The sequence below is a fragment of the Marinicella marina genome, assembly GCF_030065545.1.
GTDB lineage: Bacteria > Pseudomonadota > Gammaproteobacteria > Xanthomonadales > Marinicellaceae > Marinicella > Marinicella marina.
The window spans coordinates 1-14,787 of the sequence record NZ_JASJNC010000001.1; the positions used below are offsets into that span (position 1 = coordinate 1).

Here is a 14,787-nt window from a genome sequence, read left to right on the forward strand (position 1 = left end):
CACCTGACTCATGCTGTTTGATGGCGCCAATGATTTGTTCTTCTGTATAACGTTTCTTTTTCATAATGAGATATCCTCTTTCTTAGTTTAATTGGAAATCTCATCCTTGTCATGGGTCTGTTTTTGGGGGAAAGGTCACATTATATCTTGTTTGACATTAACAGCTTTAATGTTTATTGGAGCTTTCTTTACGCTATTAAATGCTATGCTCGCAATAGCATGGGCATCGATCACGATACTTGATATAATTCAATATCAGCTCAGACTTGTTCTTCTTAGGCCTGTATATCACGAAAATTATTCACCATATTCAGCTGAACGTACTTTAATAATATTAATTCTTCAATATCTGCAATTAATTGGATGCTTCTCGTTGCTTTACTTTTTTGCATTTAATAGTGACTTTTGCGGCGGCTTAAATGTTTGCCAGTCTATTGAATTTTCTATTGTAACTATTACTACTCTTGGCTATGGAAATATTGTTGCACAGCCAGGTTCATTAGGTGCTTTGGTTGCTTCATTACAAGCATTGATAGGTGTGTTTTTTCTTGGCTTAATAATTTCTACAGCTATTGGTCGAGCAAAGTCTTGACTGCTTTAGAATCTATTACAAATATAGGCCCACTAAATTGTAAATGTATGAAGCTTTTATCAAGTTATGGTTATGATTCTAGTATTCAAAAATTAGCCACAACTCTTTCTGGGAATCTCTGGGTCGTGGGTGGATGGGTTAGAAACTCAGCACTTAATTATGATTACGTTGGAGATGTAGATTGCCTCACAACCTTAGAACCAAATGAGCTTAATCAACTTCTGAGGAGCGCCAAATATGAATATGATTTAAATCGATTTGGTACTAGAAGATTTCTTTTGCCAGATGGAAACCATTTAGATCTGAATACAACAATAGAACAGGCAAATACTTCAGATATTGTTATAGCATTAAAAAATTTTAACTTTTCTATTAATTCAGCTGCAATAAATTATTCATCAGGCCAACTAATCTATACTGAATCATTTGCAAGAGACTTTCAAGAAAAGAAGTTTCATGTCACATGCGAAGAAAAACTCAGGACAGGAGAATACGAAGTTAACGTATTAAAGGATATGGAAGTACTTGAGCAATATTACTGTATAAAGCCTGTAATTGATGTGGTTTCTAATCAATTAATTAAATCCCGTAAAGCTCTTGATGAAAATTTGAGAAGCATTTCTAATAAACTGGCATTAAAAAGAATGTCTGAGCACATAGAAAAACTATTGCCATCAGGTACTTCCTCATGGATTGTTCGCGGATATCCTCGTTGTGCTTATTTAGGAGAATTGAGATATTGGGATGACGTAGATGTGATTGTTGATTGTAGTCAAGAGGAACTGACCAAACACTTATCGCGGTCTAGAATTAATTGGTCCTACAATTATTTTAGAACACCTAAAATATTCCATTTCAGTGGGTTAACTTTGGATATTTGGCCCTTAGAAAAAAACCAATCAATTCATGAAGCAATTTCAAAATTTACCCATAACCTTGACTCCACAGCGTGGCCAGTTGGGGGAGATTCTTTACTAGCTGAAAATATCGTTCTACAGTCATTAGATAAAAGGATATTGAGCGTAAACATTCCTGTTATTGAAAGTATGAGTAAATTTGATTCATCTTATGCAGCCATCAAGTCTTTATACCTTATTTTTCGTCACAATCTTGATATTGATGACAGTATTGCATGGTTACTAAACCGCGAATTTCATGATACGTCGCTAATGAGAAAACATGTGATTAGGTTAGTGAAAGAACTTTATATTTGCGGGATACTTGAATTATCAAATAAAGCAGAATACATATTCTCTGAATGTGGAAATAATGTTCCTACTTCTTATATGTTGAAATATTGGGAACTGCCTCTTCGAAGAAAAAACTGTTAAGGCCTGAGAATAATGGGCGCAAAGTGTGGGAAAGGTCAAAAACTCCACTTCATACTGGTAGAAGTTTGGGGGAAAGGTCAAAGAATTTGAAAGCTATGCATAATACTAATAAAACTGAAAAAATACTCAAACAAATAATTGTTAATCAGTGGAGTAAGTCTCAAGAACTCTACCCACAAGGAATAGATGTTTTTGAGTGTTCAAAATCGAAAGAATTTAAAACAATAATACTGGAAGTAGATGAGAATTTCTCATTCTATAAAAAGTACCTCAGGGTTCTTATTTCTAAAGACATTCTTGATGGTGCGACCAAAACATTTAGTTTTATACTAAGTTCAGCTTTTAACAACCAAAAAAGCTTAGAATTTATTAATAAGCACCTAAAAAGCTCACTTGGACTTACTATTTCAAATAACGAAATTGTGATGGCACAAAAGTCTCCGGCAAGCGTTGTTAAATCTAAGTTAGATGTTAGTTCTGACCAAGCAATCCAAGATAGAATTGACGAATTGATATTGGCTTATGACCAATCTCAACATCAAAACTTGAACTACATCTCACACAAAGAATCTTTTGTTCTAGCTTTGTATTTACTTGAAAGTGAAATTATGAAACTAGACAACCCAATTGAAGATATTTCAAACGACTACTCTCTCTTTGAAAAACATTTCAAAGAGAGAAATGCGACTTTAGTGGAGGGACAATTTTCCAAATATAAATTGGTGGAAATTGATGACAATGTACAAATTGTCAAAGGCGCCACAGCCAGGATACATGACATAATAAGTGATACAACAATATTTCTTTGTGGTGTTGAAGATTATTTGCTGGATTATTTAAGTGAGTTAAAAAATATTAATTTATCACTGAAACCAAGTTCTTTATATTTTGTTAATGGTAAATTTGATAAGAGTTTTATTATAGAACATCTTGAAATAGGTGAATATTTTGATGTTAAAAACCTTGATAAGGAACTAATTACTAAACTTTATGATAATCAATACGACAATCTATGGGTTAACATTGATGGCTCGAATATTACTTTTGAAGAGATTCTTCAAGACGCCAGCACTTTTAATAATATGTACATCAGCCAGGTGATTCATGCTGAATATGTAAGTAATTGTAAGGGCTTATTCGTTACGCACATTGATCATGAGTTTATTTTCTATACAGCTGAAGAATTTAAAAGAAGGCAATCAGATGTTTGCCAAAAAGGACAAGCCCAAAAGCGAATTAAAACATTTAAAATAGACAATAGTGAAATTCCTATCACTGATAGTGACAATATATTATTTTTAATTTTAAAAATCAAATTTGAAAATCAAATGTTGCTAGAAGAGTACTTTAACAAAGTAGGTGAATTAAATTAAGTTAGCACCTTAGTGATGTCATATTGCTTAAATAATTTTGAGATCACAAAAGCCACAATAATGGATAAAAAGTTAAAGACTTTGGTTGTAAACATCATTGTTAACTATTTTTTTAGAAAATTATCAAAAATTAAAGACTTTCGTTGTGAAATGAATTTACATAATACAATAAAATCAACAACTTATGTTTTTACGAAATTAAGCACTTTGGTTATCAATCCACCCTTGTCCGTTATGGTTATAATGTTAGATGAAAGATTACTGCTATCCTGCACAATGTCCAGTAAACCAAAGCCCTCACGTTTATTATAAGAATCATATTTAGAATACATTCTTAGATGTTTTGATCCTGCTGCTGTTTTTAACCCTGCTTTTTTGATTATTGTTGTTTGGTCAGCACCATCATTTTCAAAAGCAACAAGAAAAATAAGAACCTGTTGAACTGTTATACTCTTTTTCAATTCTTGAAAATTATTCAATACCTCAATCACATTCCTAATTTCTTTATAAGTCATAAAGTAGCCTCCAATAATACCTTTTTTTGTTTCTAGATATTTTCATACCACCTGTCACCATAGCGAATATCTGCCCGGCCCTTCTCCATAATATTGTTGCAATTTTAGGCATTGACTACTGGCATTGACTGATCGGCTTGAATATCTTTATAGTTGTTCATGTCCAATTGAGCCAAATCAAAGCTGTTTTGCATGCCAAGCCAAAATCGAGCTGATGTTGAAGTCATTTTGCTGATCCTTGCGGCCATGTCAGCACTGACACTGGCTTTGCCATTAGTGATACCTGACAAGTGTTTTCTACTACACCCTAAGGTTTGTGCTGCTTTGGTGACTGAGATGGCTGAAGGCTTGAGGTACATCTCTAAAAAGACCACCCCTGGGTGTGCTGGGTTTTTCATGTTCATCAGTGATAATCCTCATAATTAACTATTTCAGCAAACCCATCTATAAATCGAAAAGTGATTCGCCAATTTCCACTTACCCATACAGACCAAATGTCATTACGTTGCCCAGAAAGTTTGTGTAACCGGAATCCAGGTAAGTTCATGTCTTGAACATTTATTGCATTGTCTAAAGCTGAAAGAATTATTTGAATTTTAAATTCATGTTCAGATTGAATGCCAGCTGTTGACCCATTCAAATAAAACTTCTTTAAACCTTTGTGTTTAAATGATCTAATCATTCGTATTGTAACCTATTGGGTGACACAAAGCAACATATATCAGCCACATATCTAGACGGCTTAGTGATGTTTTGTTTCATAAGCCATAATAATCATTGAAAAAACTAATCAATTCTGCAACTTGGGGCTGAGTAAAAGTAATTCTTGCATCACGGTGTATCAATACAATTCTTGCAGACACCTCAATAAAACCCTTATCTGAAGACTTATTATAATTTTTAAGGTACTCAGCAAAAGTATCTGCTAGTATCGGAACAGACCAACCAGAATCAATTGTGATACCACTTTCCGATGCGGTTACTGTTATCCCATACTTCTCATTAGTTAGGTCAATAGTTTTCATTTGTTTTGCCATATCAATCTCATTTATTAATTGTAAAAGTGATGTATTGCTTCATTTTGTAATATATTCCCTTAGAAATTGGATGTCATATTTAAGTTTGTTTAATTTATCGTATTCGTTTGATTGAGATTGGTTATTTTGCGTAAATTTTAACATTTTGATTAAATCATTTGGAGATGCCACATGCACTGGCAAACCAAAAATCTGTCTTTTTTCAGAACCTTTCAAAATTAAATTGAAATTAAATTGTTCTGAAACTGGTGTCATTAAATCTGTGAGAATTGACCCTTCATTAAGTTTGAATAGTTGTTTTATATTTTTAAAAGTATCAATGAACCGTTTAACAACTTTTTGATCAAAATCAACTTCAGTAATTGAAATCAATGATTCTGCAATGTTTGATGCATTTCTCTTCGAGTTATTAACTAAAATATCCATATCTTGGGTTTTTCTGTTTGGATTATAGCAACGTACAGCCATGCCACGAAACTAATCAAGGACAGGCATCCCTTTCAACAAATTCTTACACGCTCATCAGAAACTAATCAAGGACAGGCATCCCTTTCAACAAATTCTTACACGCTCATCAGACATTTGCCACAGATAATTTCCTGCAAGTCCTACAAAATAGTATTTTTAAATGAAATTAATCATGACTATTGCCAGAAACCAGCAAATTTGTGTAGAAGAGACCCCCTATTACCATGTGGTATCGAGATGTGTAAGAAGTGCCTTTCTTTGCGGCGAGGACAAGGTGTCAGGAAAGTCGTTTGAACACCGCCGCCAGTGGCTCATAGATCGCATCAAACAAGTCACTTCTGTGTTCGCTATTGATGTGTGTTCATATGCCATTATGAGTAACCATTTTCATATTGTCTTGCGCGTAAATTCAACCAAAGAATGGAACGCCGCTCAGGTACTCATGACTTGGTGCTCTTTGTACTCTTTACCTGTGTTGTGTGATCGTTATCTGAAAGGCCAAATCAGCACCGAAGCTGAGCTTAGGCGAGTGAGAGAATATGTCGCTGAGTACCGCGCTAGATTAGCATCAGTTTCGTGGTACATGAAGGCAATTAATGAGTACATTGCTCGCATGGCCAATGAAGAGGATAAGTGCACCGGTCACTTCTGGGAATCTAGGTTCAAGAGTCAAGCCCTACTTGACGAACGCGCCCTATTGACTTGTATGGCTTACGTCGACCTCAACCCAATAAGAGCAGCAATTGCTAAAGACTTAAAAGGCTCTGACTTCACCTCAATAAAAGAAAGAATTGAAAACTCAAACACGTGGCTTTCAGGCTTCGGCAAAGGTGATAATGACCTACCATTTTACCTATCTAGCTATATTGATTTAGTTGATGAAACTGGTCGATGTTTAAGAGGAGATAAGCGAGGTTTTATCTCAGAAAAAACAGCCAAGGCCATTGATGAAATCGGTATCAATCCTGATGACTGGCTTGACGAATTAAAGGGCTTCAAATCCATCGGATTCAGTGCTGTTGGAACAGCTGAACAACTCAAAGAATACTCGAAGAAAACTAAGCGAAAATGGACGCTCGGAATTAAGCTTACACCTGCTTTGGAATAGCTTAAAAATCAACAAAACCAGACCGGCAGATTAATTCTGCAACCATCCAACTCGAATACATTTCAGTAAACCAACCTCAAAAAACTTATCCAACCAATTTGATTCAAAAAAGCACTCAGTATATGCCTTAGACAATCCATTTAAAGCTTCGATAATCCACTAAAACATCAACAGAACTTCCTCAGTTAATGCCTGTCCTTGATTAGTTTCAAGCTTTCAGCTCTAGAACAACCACTTCATAGCTTTCTTCACCAGCAGCAACATACACTGTATCGCCACTGATGCTCACTGACCAATCCATGTTGCGTTCAGCGCAGGTAGCCAGCTGTTGAATCTGTGACCAATCAAGCTGGTAGTAGGAAACATTTTCGAAGGCCTTTATTTTCGGCATGGTTTGTTGCCACCAGGTATCTGATTTGCTGTTGAAACTGTAAATTTTTACTACATTGGCTTGGCGGCTGGCTTTTTTGATTCGATCAGGCGAAGGTTCGCCCATATCAATCCACAGTTTGATTTGGTCATCATAAGTTTTAAGCCAAATATCAGGCTCATCAATTTCAGAAAGGCCTTTGGTAAAAGTTAAATCTTTATCGGCATTGAGGCAAAAAGCCACTACTCTGGCCATCATCCTTTCGATAGTCTCTGATGGATGCAACGCCACGGTCAAGTTGAATGAGTCGTAGTAATCACGATTCATGTCAGAGATAGCAATGCGTAATTTATAGATGGTTGGCTTCAAAGCCATAGTTAAGTACTCTTGTTACATTCATTTTAGTGAAAACCATTTTACAGCGTGTGCCTGACATATAACAATCACTCAAATCTGACTTGGCCTTATTTCACTTGAACCGGTTGATCCAGTCAGTCACTGTGGCAAAAGTCTCTACCATGTTATTGTGCCCTAAGGCTGAAAACAACACATACTCGATGGGCTTGCCTGTTTGTATTAAGTCTTTGATGCGACTGATGGAAAGGTTTACTGGAATGCTGCCGTCTTGGGCACCAAATACCCACAGGCTGGGTACCTGCAACTTCTCTAAGCTGTCTTTGGGGTTGGTATCTACACCCAAAAAATCTGGCCACACATAAGGCGATTTTCGAGCCGCCAACGCTTCAGCAAAACTGGGCAAATCAGCACCATCATGGTCTTGGGTGTATTTGCTGTATATGTCTTCTTCACTGACTTTGGTTACCGGCCCACTCCACACCACCATAAAGTCCACAGCCTTGGCTTGTTCAGCTGCCAATGGCACAATCCAGCCGGCTTGCGAAATACCGCTCAAGCCAATGCGAACTCCTTTGAGTTTTGGGTGCTGTTGTAGCACCTTCAGGGCCGCCAAAGCATCATCAGCCAACAGCTTGATGTTATGACCACTGACACTTTGTTGTGCTTCATATTGACCACCCGATTCACCCACACCGCGTTTGTCATAGACCAGTGCGGCAATGCCGTCTTGAGCAAAACGTTCAGCTATCTTAATGTTGCGGGTTTGTTTTCCAGAGCCATGTACAAACACCACGGCAGCGGTGATTTTTTCTGCTGGCCAAAGGATAGAACCGGCCAAAACATCTCCATTCGATTCAAAGGTAACCTGTTCCTCAACCGCCGCTGCTGGCAGCGCTGTAGCAAGCATTAAAAGCGAAATAATCCATAGATTTATAAACTTGAGTTGAAACATAATTAATTATTCTTAAAGAGATTTAATTCATTCTAATAACGAATGTGCATGGGCTGTGTTACATAATTATCGTCATTAGCCGATGTACTTCAGCCGCGAATAAAAAACACCCGCTGGATCAAACCACCTTTCACTTCATACATCGCTACCACATCCATCGGTCCATCAGGCAAACCGTACACGGTCTCTCGATCAATGGCAAAATCACCGATGTCATTGGTGGCATGTACTTTACAGTGTAAATCTGGCGTAGCAAAGCGCCTCTTATACATCTCACGAATGGCCGTTATTCCAGTCGCCACCACTTGGCCCGAGGGCAAATCGGTTAACACCGCATCTGCAGCAAACAAGGCACAAAACGCATCTAAATCACAGTTGTTATAGGCAGCCAGCTGTGCAATGGCTATGTCTCTTGGCGTTTTAGTCATTGTTTTGTTCAGTGTTATGTTCTGGTCTTCAGTCATGGCTTAGATATGGTTTTTAATTGTCTGGATTGAACCAAGCCATCAATGTCAGATAGTTTGTCGTAACTGATTTCTGCATCCATCAACTCAAAACCATACCAACTGTCCTTGCCGGTGTTCTTGACTTGATACAAACCGTGATCAGCCAAAGCCAATGCCGCCTCCCAATCTTCGAAATTCAATGAGACCAACGGGAAGCTCGAAAAACCGATGGAACAAGTTACTTGTTTGTTGCCCTCTCTGAACCAATGGTTGTTGGCCAGATTATCTTGCAAGCGTTGACATTTTTGTGGGCCTTGGTCCAATTCATCGATGACAGCCAACCATAAAAATTCCTCACCACCCCAGCGTGCCACCACATCTTTTTCTGCTGCCGTGTCTTGCATCACTTGAGCAAACTGTTTCAAAACTTCATCACCCCTTTGGTGTCCATACTGATCGTTGATCTGTTTGAAATCATCGATATCTAGCATGATCAGGCACCAGTTGTTTTTCACAGTGTCTTGTTTGGCCATGGTTTCAGCAATCAACTGGGTCACATAGCGGCGGTTTTTTAAGCCAGTGAGGTTATCATTCTCGGCTTGTTTCTTTAACTTTTCATTGAGCTCTGATAATTGTAGGTGTTGTTGTTCAATACGTGCATTGTTGGTCAACAAAATCTGGTTCACTTTGCCTCGGTAACGCAAGGAACGAAACACCAACAACAAAACAATCGCCAGAGCTGCCAATAGCACATACATCAGCAGACGTATCCTCTGTTCGAATGCACTTTGTGAATTGAGCAGTTCAATACTGGCTTGTTGTTTTTCCAAAGCCAATTCAGATTCAATCAAGGCCCGTTCTTTTTTCTCAACATCAAAAGAAGTGAGGATTTCATTGAGTTCTTTCTTTGCTGCGACCGAATTGATCTCATCTTCCAATGCTTTGTATTCGACCATCATTTCATAGGCCCGCCGGAAGTTACCCACCTTAACCAAGACCTCAACCATTTTGGGGTAAAGCTTTATGCGTTCGTGTGTTAAATCACTTTCTTGGAATTTAAGGTATGCCTGTTCATAAAAATCTATGGCTTTTTGATGCTGACCCATATTGGCATAGACATCAGCCCTCGATTTAAGTGATACCCCCCTGATTTCAGCATTTTCTATGTCATCCAACTCTGAGGCACTTAATTCATGTTGTTCTAAGGCTTTTTCATACTGGCCGGTAAGGTTATATAACTCGCCGAGATTCAGACGTGCCGTTGAAGTCGTCGAGCCCAAATCGGTGCTGATCTTGATTGATTTTTCAAAGGCCTCGATGGCCATTTCATTTTCACCAATCTTGACGTAAGCTGTGGCTAAATTGTTGTAAGTTGAGGCCACTGCAGGTGTGGCTTCTGGAGTCATAGCAAGGGATTTAAGACTGTACTCAATCGACTGTTCAAAATCATTCAGAAGAAAATACAAAGACCCTAAATTGCGGTATCGATCGGCTGTAACTTCCAGGCCGTTATTCTCCAGCAGCTTGATGGCATCCAGCATGTATTGAGCACCTTGCGCCAATTTGGCTTGTTGCGCGTTGATCACACCGATGGTATTCAGTATTTTGCTGCGCCCCACTATATTATCCGGGTTTATTTGTGACAGCGCTGCCAAAAAATATGGCTCAGCCTGTTCGAATTTCGCTTGGTAATACAGGTTAAAACCCAGCTGTTGATTCAACATTTGTAATGGCCTTCCAGCTGATTCAGAATCAGACTGACTCAATTCGGCTATGAGCGATTCAGCCCGCGCAGTGGCTTGTTTAAAACCTGTTTCGATTTTTCCAGCTCGCAATAGCTCTAATTCTCTGGCAACCAACAGAGCTTCTTGTTCAGTTGTTAATCCATCCAGTCCTGCAAATTGGGCATGTAGCGCCAATGCTTGTTCAGCTTCACTGTTTTTGGATAAGACATACATCTTGAGTAGTGCTTTTTCAAAATTATCCAGTTCGACAGTCTGTTCAGGCCAATAAGCATCCATCGCCTCTAAAGCGGCTTGAGGACTTTTATGCAGCAGTAACTCAATGTTCACAGCAGCCTGATCGGCAGCACCGGCCTGCATAACTGCCAATAACAACATCATTAAGTATTTGGTTTTTAGCATCACACTCATCTCATTTCGGACCTGATTGATTTTATCGGATTATGCAGTTGAATGCTTATATTTCAATCAGTTGTGCGGACTTATTTGTTAAGCAAGCTGTTAGAACAGCATCAATCACATTCACAGCTGTTGTGCTAAATTTCAGTTTTTTTCATGTTGATAAAAAATGATGAAATATTTAATTCTAGCGATGATTATCTTATTGATGTTCAGCACGGTCAAAGCAGGTGTCGGTTCCAGCTTGTTTAACACGGCCTTAAAAGTCACCCGTCCTGTAGATTCAATCAAGGACATTTACTATGGCAATGAAGCGTGGCAAACACTGAATATCTATCCTGCTGAAAACCGCAGCAATGCGCCGGTGATTGTTTTTATTTATGGCGGCGCTTGGTACAAAGGCAGTAAAGAACAACATCATTTCGTGGCCGATGGCTTGGTGAGATTAGGCTACACTGTAGTGATTCCTGATTACATTAAGTATCCCGAAGGTAAATTCCCCACCTTTGTTGAAGACATTGCGCTGGCGACTGCTTGGGTCAAAAACAACATCATTAATTACAACGGCAACCCCAATCAAATCTTTTTGGCAGGCCACTCAGCAGGTGCCCATACCGGTGCCTTATTAGTGACTGACAACCAGTACCTAAATACGGTAGGCATGTCAAAAAACGAAATCAAAGGCTTTGTTGGGCTGGCAGGGCCTTATAACTTCACGCCCAAAAACCCCAAATACATAGAAACCTTTGGCAGTGAAAATTTCGAAATCATGAAAGCCAATCACCATGTGGATGGTTCTGAACCACCCATCAAGCTGATGCACAGCAGCGGTGATAAAACTGTAGCTTTGTTTAATTACCAAACATTCCGAAATAAATTACGCTCAGAGGGTGTACAGGTCGAAACCAAGCTATTTGAGGACATTGGACATGTTTCCATGGTTCTTAAGATTCACCCGTGGTTCGCTGATGAAATTGATCTGGCAAAGGAAATCGATCATTTTTTCTCCAAAATAATCAATTAAACCCCATCAGCTTGGCATCCAAATTCAATGGTCAAATCTAAGACAATCCTTTTTTATTCAGGCTCACAATATTGTCTGATGTTAATGTGACATTCACCACCTCGCCTGTCTCGCTCACTGCATTGATAGTTAAGTTGATTGGCTGTACCCACGTCATTGTAAGCATTCAATAGCCACGGCGTAATCAATTGATTACCTTGTGCTATAGCAGTACCGTCAACCTGGCAACTTCCTTCATCTACATTGTCAGAAGCCCTGACAACTGTGACGCGATTTAACAAAGCTTGATCTCGCTTCGCATCAGTCACTCGCCCAAACTCTAAATTACAAGCCGCTTGCACCCCAATTAATCGCCCTTCAGTACACCCTAAAAGATGAGCATCACTGCCAACCTCACCATCGTCACAGACGTTATTTGGTGCATCACAAGCAACCCCATCCTGCCCAAAGTCCTCAATTATTGGTGCCAAACATTCAGTCATAGGTTCACGACTGAGGATGTTATTTTGACATACCAAAGCTTGCCCACAAGACAATCGAACCGGCGGTTCAATGTTCCAAAAATATTTGACAACTTCACCATTCAAAATGTAGGGTAAATGCCCATTGCTGATTGGATCTAGGTAGGGTGGCTGCATACCATGTGTAATGCCTGCCAGCACAGCACATCCAGCACCCCTCTCTTGCATGATTCGTAAAGCTGTTTCAGCACTTCGGTCAGAGTCAGTCTCATTACTGATTAAATAATTGACCAATGCCTTATTTTTATCACTGCGTTTAATCGGTTTAAGGCTATCTGTCGGAATAAATTGGATCCATTGGTTTTCTGCAATCACATTGTTTTGTGCCCAATCATCATTGTCTTCGCTGCTGCTAAAGACTTCTGCTGTATCCCAGTATGTGCGATCGTCATTACTGGGATAGGCGCTTCCATCACTCGCCCTGTCATCACCACAGTAACGCTTAACACCTCCCAGTGTGTCCAGGTCATCTCTGGACCCCAAAATAATAGTTGGTTTGTCTTGATCCCCTTCCGAGTAATCAAACACATTATTGATGATTTGGTTATATTGCGGTATGCGGTGACGCACTGCTCCACTTTCACCACAGTTGCGGTACAAACGGATGGCACCATAAGGCATATCGCTGATGTGGTTGTTAACGATGCGATTATGTTCTGAGGAATCTATGCTGATCACTTCTCGCTCTTTACCACCGAATAAAATGCCCCTTTTTCTCTGTCCAGTAATGCGATTATTTTTAATCACATTCCATCCACCATCAGCCGGTAAATGGATCGTCATGCTATGAAACCCACCCAAAATCTCAGAATCTTCAATAGTGAAATGATGAACACCCGGTAACAAATGCACTGCGCCTTTGAGGCGGCCTAAAATTTGTACATTTGAAAATGTGACGTGTTGTGCCGCACTGGCTTGAAGCCGCTCTACATGGTCTGCCCTGACCACCGACAGATCATGGTAAGGATCTCTTAATGAGCGCGCTGAAATATGGCCTCTAATGCGACAGTTTTTAATCTTGATGTTTTTCACCGGATCACAAAAACTTCGAACACCACCGTACTCATCGACATACTGGCCACCACCATCAACCAAAGGCTTAATACCACAGTTGCTGGGTTGGAAAGTCAGCATGTGAATGACTTTATCACCTTGGCTCTTTAGGTATTCAGTGGAAGCTGGATTTCTTATTTGCGCGCGTTGTTGACCATCGCCTAAACACGCAACTTCAACGTTTGAAGATTTCGGGCCGATGAACCGAAATTTAACATGAATTTTATCCTCAGGCTGTAGCACCAAGTTGCACCGAAGATTGATTGACTTAATGTCTTCAGTCTCGGAATAAAACAAGTTTTCCAATTCATTTTGTCTGTCGTCAATGGTTTCTCGCAGTTCACGCTCTCGAGCAACACGCGCATCAGCATTTGAGAATACTTCTTCGCTCAATACTTTTTCTACATAGGTATAAGAACCAATGTCCAAATAGACTTCTTTCGGGCATTCTGTTTTTGTGGTCGGCAATTCTTCATCGCCTTTGAAATCAAGATTCACTATTTTATCGTTGGCCAAAGTGACCATCAATTGGTTGTCAGTGATCACTGGCTCGATGTCTGTCCTGATTAAACTGATTTTATCAGCACAGGCTGTTAACAACAGAAGTGAACTCAGCAATAAAAAATGCCGTAGTTCGGCGAATTCAGTTGTAGCGTGTTTACTCATAGCATTTTCCTCTCATTCTTTTCTGTAATTTTTGAGTTGATATAATAGGTATACGAGAAATCCTGAGGAATCATGACACGATACCATTACAATTAATGATTAATTCAGTCAGTATCCCAAAAAATGACTCAAGAACAGAGTGATAGGCGTTGTATTTTCCCTTTTTGTTCCCTATAATCAACAACATGCTGACCGAACGTGAACAAGATACTTTAAACTTTATTCAAAGTTACATGAACCAAAACCAAAAGCCGCCACGCTTGGTGGATATTGGTGAGGGCCTTGACATCAAAGCCATGGGGCACATCTCCAGGCTACTCAAAGCGCTGGAAGAAAAAGGCTACATAGAACGCAGCAGTGCCAACAGGGGCATCAGCTTAATTCAACAAAAAACCCACACCATAACAAGTCAAACTACTGCACCGGGTTTGCCTTTGCTCGGTCGTATCGCTGCTGGCACACCGATTGAGGCTTTGGCCGACGAGGACAGCATTGACATCAATGCCATGTTGGCTGGCAATGATCATTTTGTGCTTAAAGTGGAAGGCCAATCGATGCAAGATGTGGGCATCATGGATCAGGATTGGGTGGTGATTAAATCGGCGCAAAGTGCCCGCAACCATGAAATTGTCGCAGTCATGATCAATGGCTGGGAAACCACCCTCAAGCGCATTCAATACATTGATGAGGAAACCACCCGCCTGATCCCCGAAAACAGCGAACTTGAACCGATTGATTACCACCCAAGCCAATTAACCATACAAGGTGTTCTGGTGGGTCAATTCAGGCGCTATTGAAACCCAACAGTGAATAACAACCACACAGAGCCAAAG

General features: G+C 39.6%; 16 protein-coding genes. 6 read left to right on the forward strand and 10 right to left on the reverse strand.

The window, feature by feature from the left end:
- Window positions 1–169 precede the first annotated feature (169 nt).
- From QNI24_RS00005 to QNI24_RS00015, 3 genes are all read left to right on the forward strand, one after another.
- Window positions 170–592: an ion channel gene (locus QNI24_RS00005; protein ID WP_283708409.1), complete on the forward strand. Its 423-nt coding sequence runs from the start codon at window positions 170–172 to the stop codon at window positions 590–592.
- Window positions 589–1,923 carry a hypothetical protein gene (locus QNI24_RS00010; RefSeq protein ID WP_283708410.1) on the forward strand — a complete coding sequence of 445 codons (1,335 nt, stop codon included), beginning with the start codon at window positions 589–591 and terminating at the stop codon, window positions 1,921–1,923. Before QNI24_RS00005 ends, QNI24_RS00010 begins: the two co-directional genes overlap by 4 nt.
- Before the next feature lie 95 nt (window positions 1,924–2,018).
- On the forward strand, window positions 2,019–3,296 hold the full coding sequence (locus tag QNI24_RS00015) for a hypothetical protein (protein ID WP_283708411.1): 1,278 nt from the start codon (window positions 2,019–2,021) through the stop codon (window positions 3,294–3,296).
- A gap of 182 nt (window positions 3,297–3,478) precedes the next feature.
- Here QNI24_RS00015 and QNI24_RS00020 read toward each other — a convergent pair whose 3' ends face one another.
- The 5 genes from QNI24_RS00020 to QNI24_RS00040 all read right to left on the reverse strand — a co-directional run bounded on the left by QNI24_RS00020 (window position 3,479) and on the right by QNI24_RS00040 (window position 5,316).
- The gene (locus QNI24_RS00020; RefSeq protein ID WP_267176876.1) at window positions 3,479–3,811 is read right to left on the reverse strand and encodes a hypothetical protein; all 333 of its coding nucleotides are present in this window, start codon (window positions 3,809–3,811) and stop codon (window positions 3,479–3,481) included.
- Between the two features lie 104 nt (window positions 3,812–3,915).
- Window positions 3,916–4,215: a HigA family addiction module antitoxin gene (locus tag QNI24_RS00025; protein WP_267176875.1), complete on the reverse strand. Its 300-nt coding sequence runs from the start codon at window positions 4,213–4,215 to the stop codon at window positions 3,916–3,918.
- Window positions 4,215–4,493, reverse strand: a complete 279-nt coding sequence (locus QNI24_RS00030; RefSeq protein ID WP_267176874.1) for a type II toxin-antitoxin system RelE/ParE family toxin — start codon at window positions 4,491–4,493, stop codon at window positions 4,215–4,217. The genes QNI24_RS00025 and QNI24_RS00030 overlap by 1 nt, the downstream gene beginning before the upstream one ends.
- A gap of 76 nt (window positions 4,494–4,569) precedes the next feature.
- The gene (locus QNI24_RS00035; protein ID WP_267176873.1) at window positions 4,570–4,848 is read right to left on the reverse strand and encodes a hypothetical protein; all 279 of its coding nucleotides are present in this window, start codon (window positions 4,846–4,848) and stop codon (window positions 4,570–4,572) included.
- A 39-nt stretch (window positions 4,849–4,887) separates the two neighbouring features.
- Window positions 4,888–5,316, reverse strand: a complete 429-nt coding sequence (locus tag QNI24_RS00040; protein ID WP_283708412.1) for a hypothetical protein — start codon at window positions 5,314–5,316, stop codon at window positions 4,888–4,890.
- A 172-nt stretch (window positions 5,317–5,488) separates the two neighbouring features.
- On the opposite strand from QNI24_RS00040, the gene QNI24_RS00045 reads away from it, so the two are divergent.
- Window positions 5,489–6,424 carry a transposase gene (locus QNI24_RS00045; protein WP_267176871.1) on the forward strand — a complete coding sequence of 312 codons (936 nt, stop codon included), beginning with the start codon at window positions 5,489–5,491 and terminating at the stop codon, window positions 6,422–6,424.
- A 208-nt stretch (window positions 6,425–6,632) separates the two neighbouring features.
- Here the strand turns inward: QNI24_RS00045 and QNI24_RS00050 are convergent, their stop codons facing one another.
- The 4 genes from QNI24_RS00050 to QNI24_RS00065 all read right to left on the reverse strand — a co-directional run bounded on the left by QNI24_RS00050 (window position 6,633) and on the right by QNI24_RS00065 (window position 10,693).
- Window positions 6,633–7,169, reverse strand: a complete 537-nt coding sequence (locus QNI24_RS00050) for a YaeQ family protein (RefSeq protein WP_267176870.1) — start codon at window positions 7,167–7,169, stop codon at window positions 6,633–6,635.
- A 94-nt stretch (window positions 7,170–7,263) separates the two neighbouring features.
- Entirely contained in the window at window positions 7,264–8,058 is a 795-nt protein-coding gene (locus QNI24_RS00055; RefSeq protein ID WP_267176869.1) for an alpha/beta hydrolase family protein, read from the reverse strand.
- 134 nt (window positions 8,059–8,192) lie between these two features.
- Window positions 8,193–8,531, reverse strand: coding sequence for a nuclear transport factor 2 family protein (locus tag QNI24_RS00060; RefSeq protein WP_283708413.1), 339 nt, complete (start codon window positions 8,529–8,531; stop codon window positions 8,193–8,195).
- A 32-nt stretch (window positions 8,532–8,563) separates the two neighbouring features.
- Complete coding sequence (locus QNI24_RS00065; protein WP_267176867.1) at window positions 8,564–10,693, reverse strand: GGDEF domain-containing protein; 2,130 nt, start codon at window positions 10,691–10,693, stop codon at window positions 8,564–8,566.
- Between the two features lie 169 nt (window positions 10,694–10,862).
- Here QNI24_RS00065 and QNI24_RS00070 point away from each other — a divergent pair, with 169 nt between their 5' ends.
- On the forward strand, window positions 10,863–11,714 hold the full coding sequence (locus QNI24_RS00070) for an alpha/beta hydrolase (RefSeq protein WP_283708414.1): 852 nt from the start codon (window positions 10,863–10,865) through the stop codon (window positions 11,712–11,714).
- Between the two features lie 53 nt (window positions 11,715–11,767).
- On the opposite strand, the gene QNI24_RS00075 is transcribed toward QNI24_RS00070, so the two are convergent.
- Window positions 11,768–13,954 carry a right-handed parallel beta-helix repeat-containing protein gene (locus QNI24_RS00075; RefSeq protein WP_267176865.1) on the reverse strand — a complete coding sequence of 729 codons (2,187 nt, stop codon included), beginning with the start codon at window positions 13,952–13,954 and terminating at the stop codon, window positions 11,768–11,770.
- 185 nt (window positions 13,955–14,139) lie between these two features.
- Here QNI24_RS00075 and lexA point away from each other — a divergent pair, with 185 nt between their 5' ends.
- The gene (gene lexA, locus QNI24_RS00080) at window positions 14,140–14,751 is read left to right on the forward strand and encodes a transcriptional repressor LexA (RefSeq protein WP_267176864.1); all 612 of its coding nucleotides are present in this window, start codon (window positions 14,140–14,142) and stop codon (window positions 14,749–14,751) included.
- Window positions 14,752–14,787 lie beyond the last annotated feature (36 nt).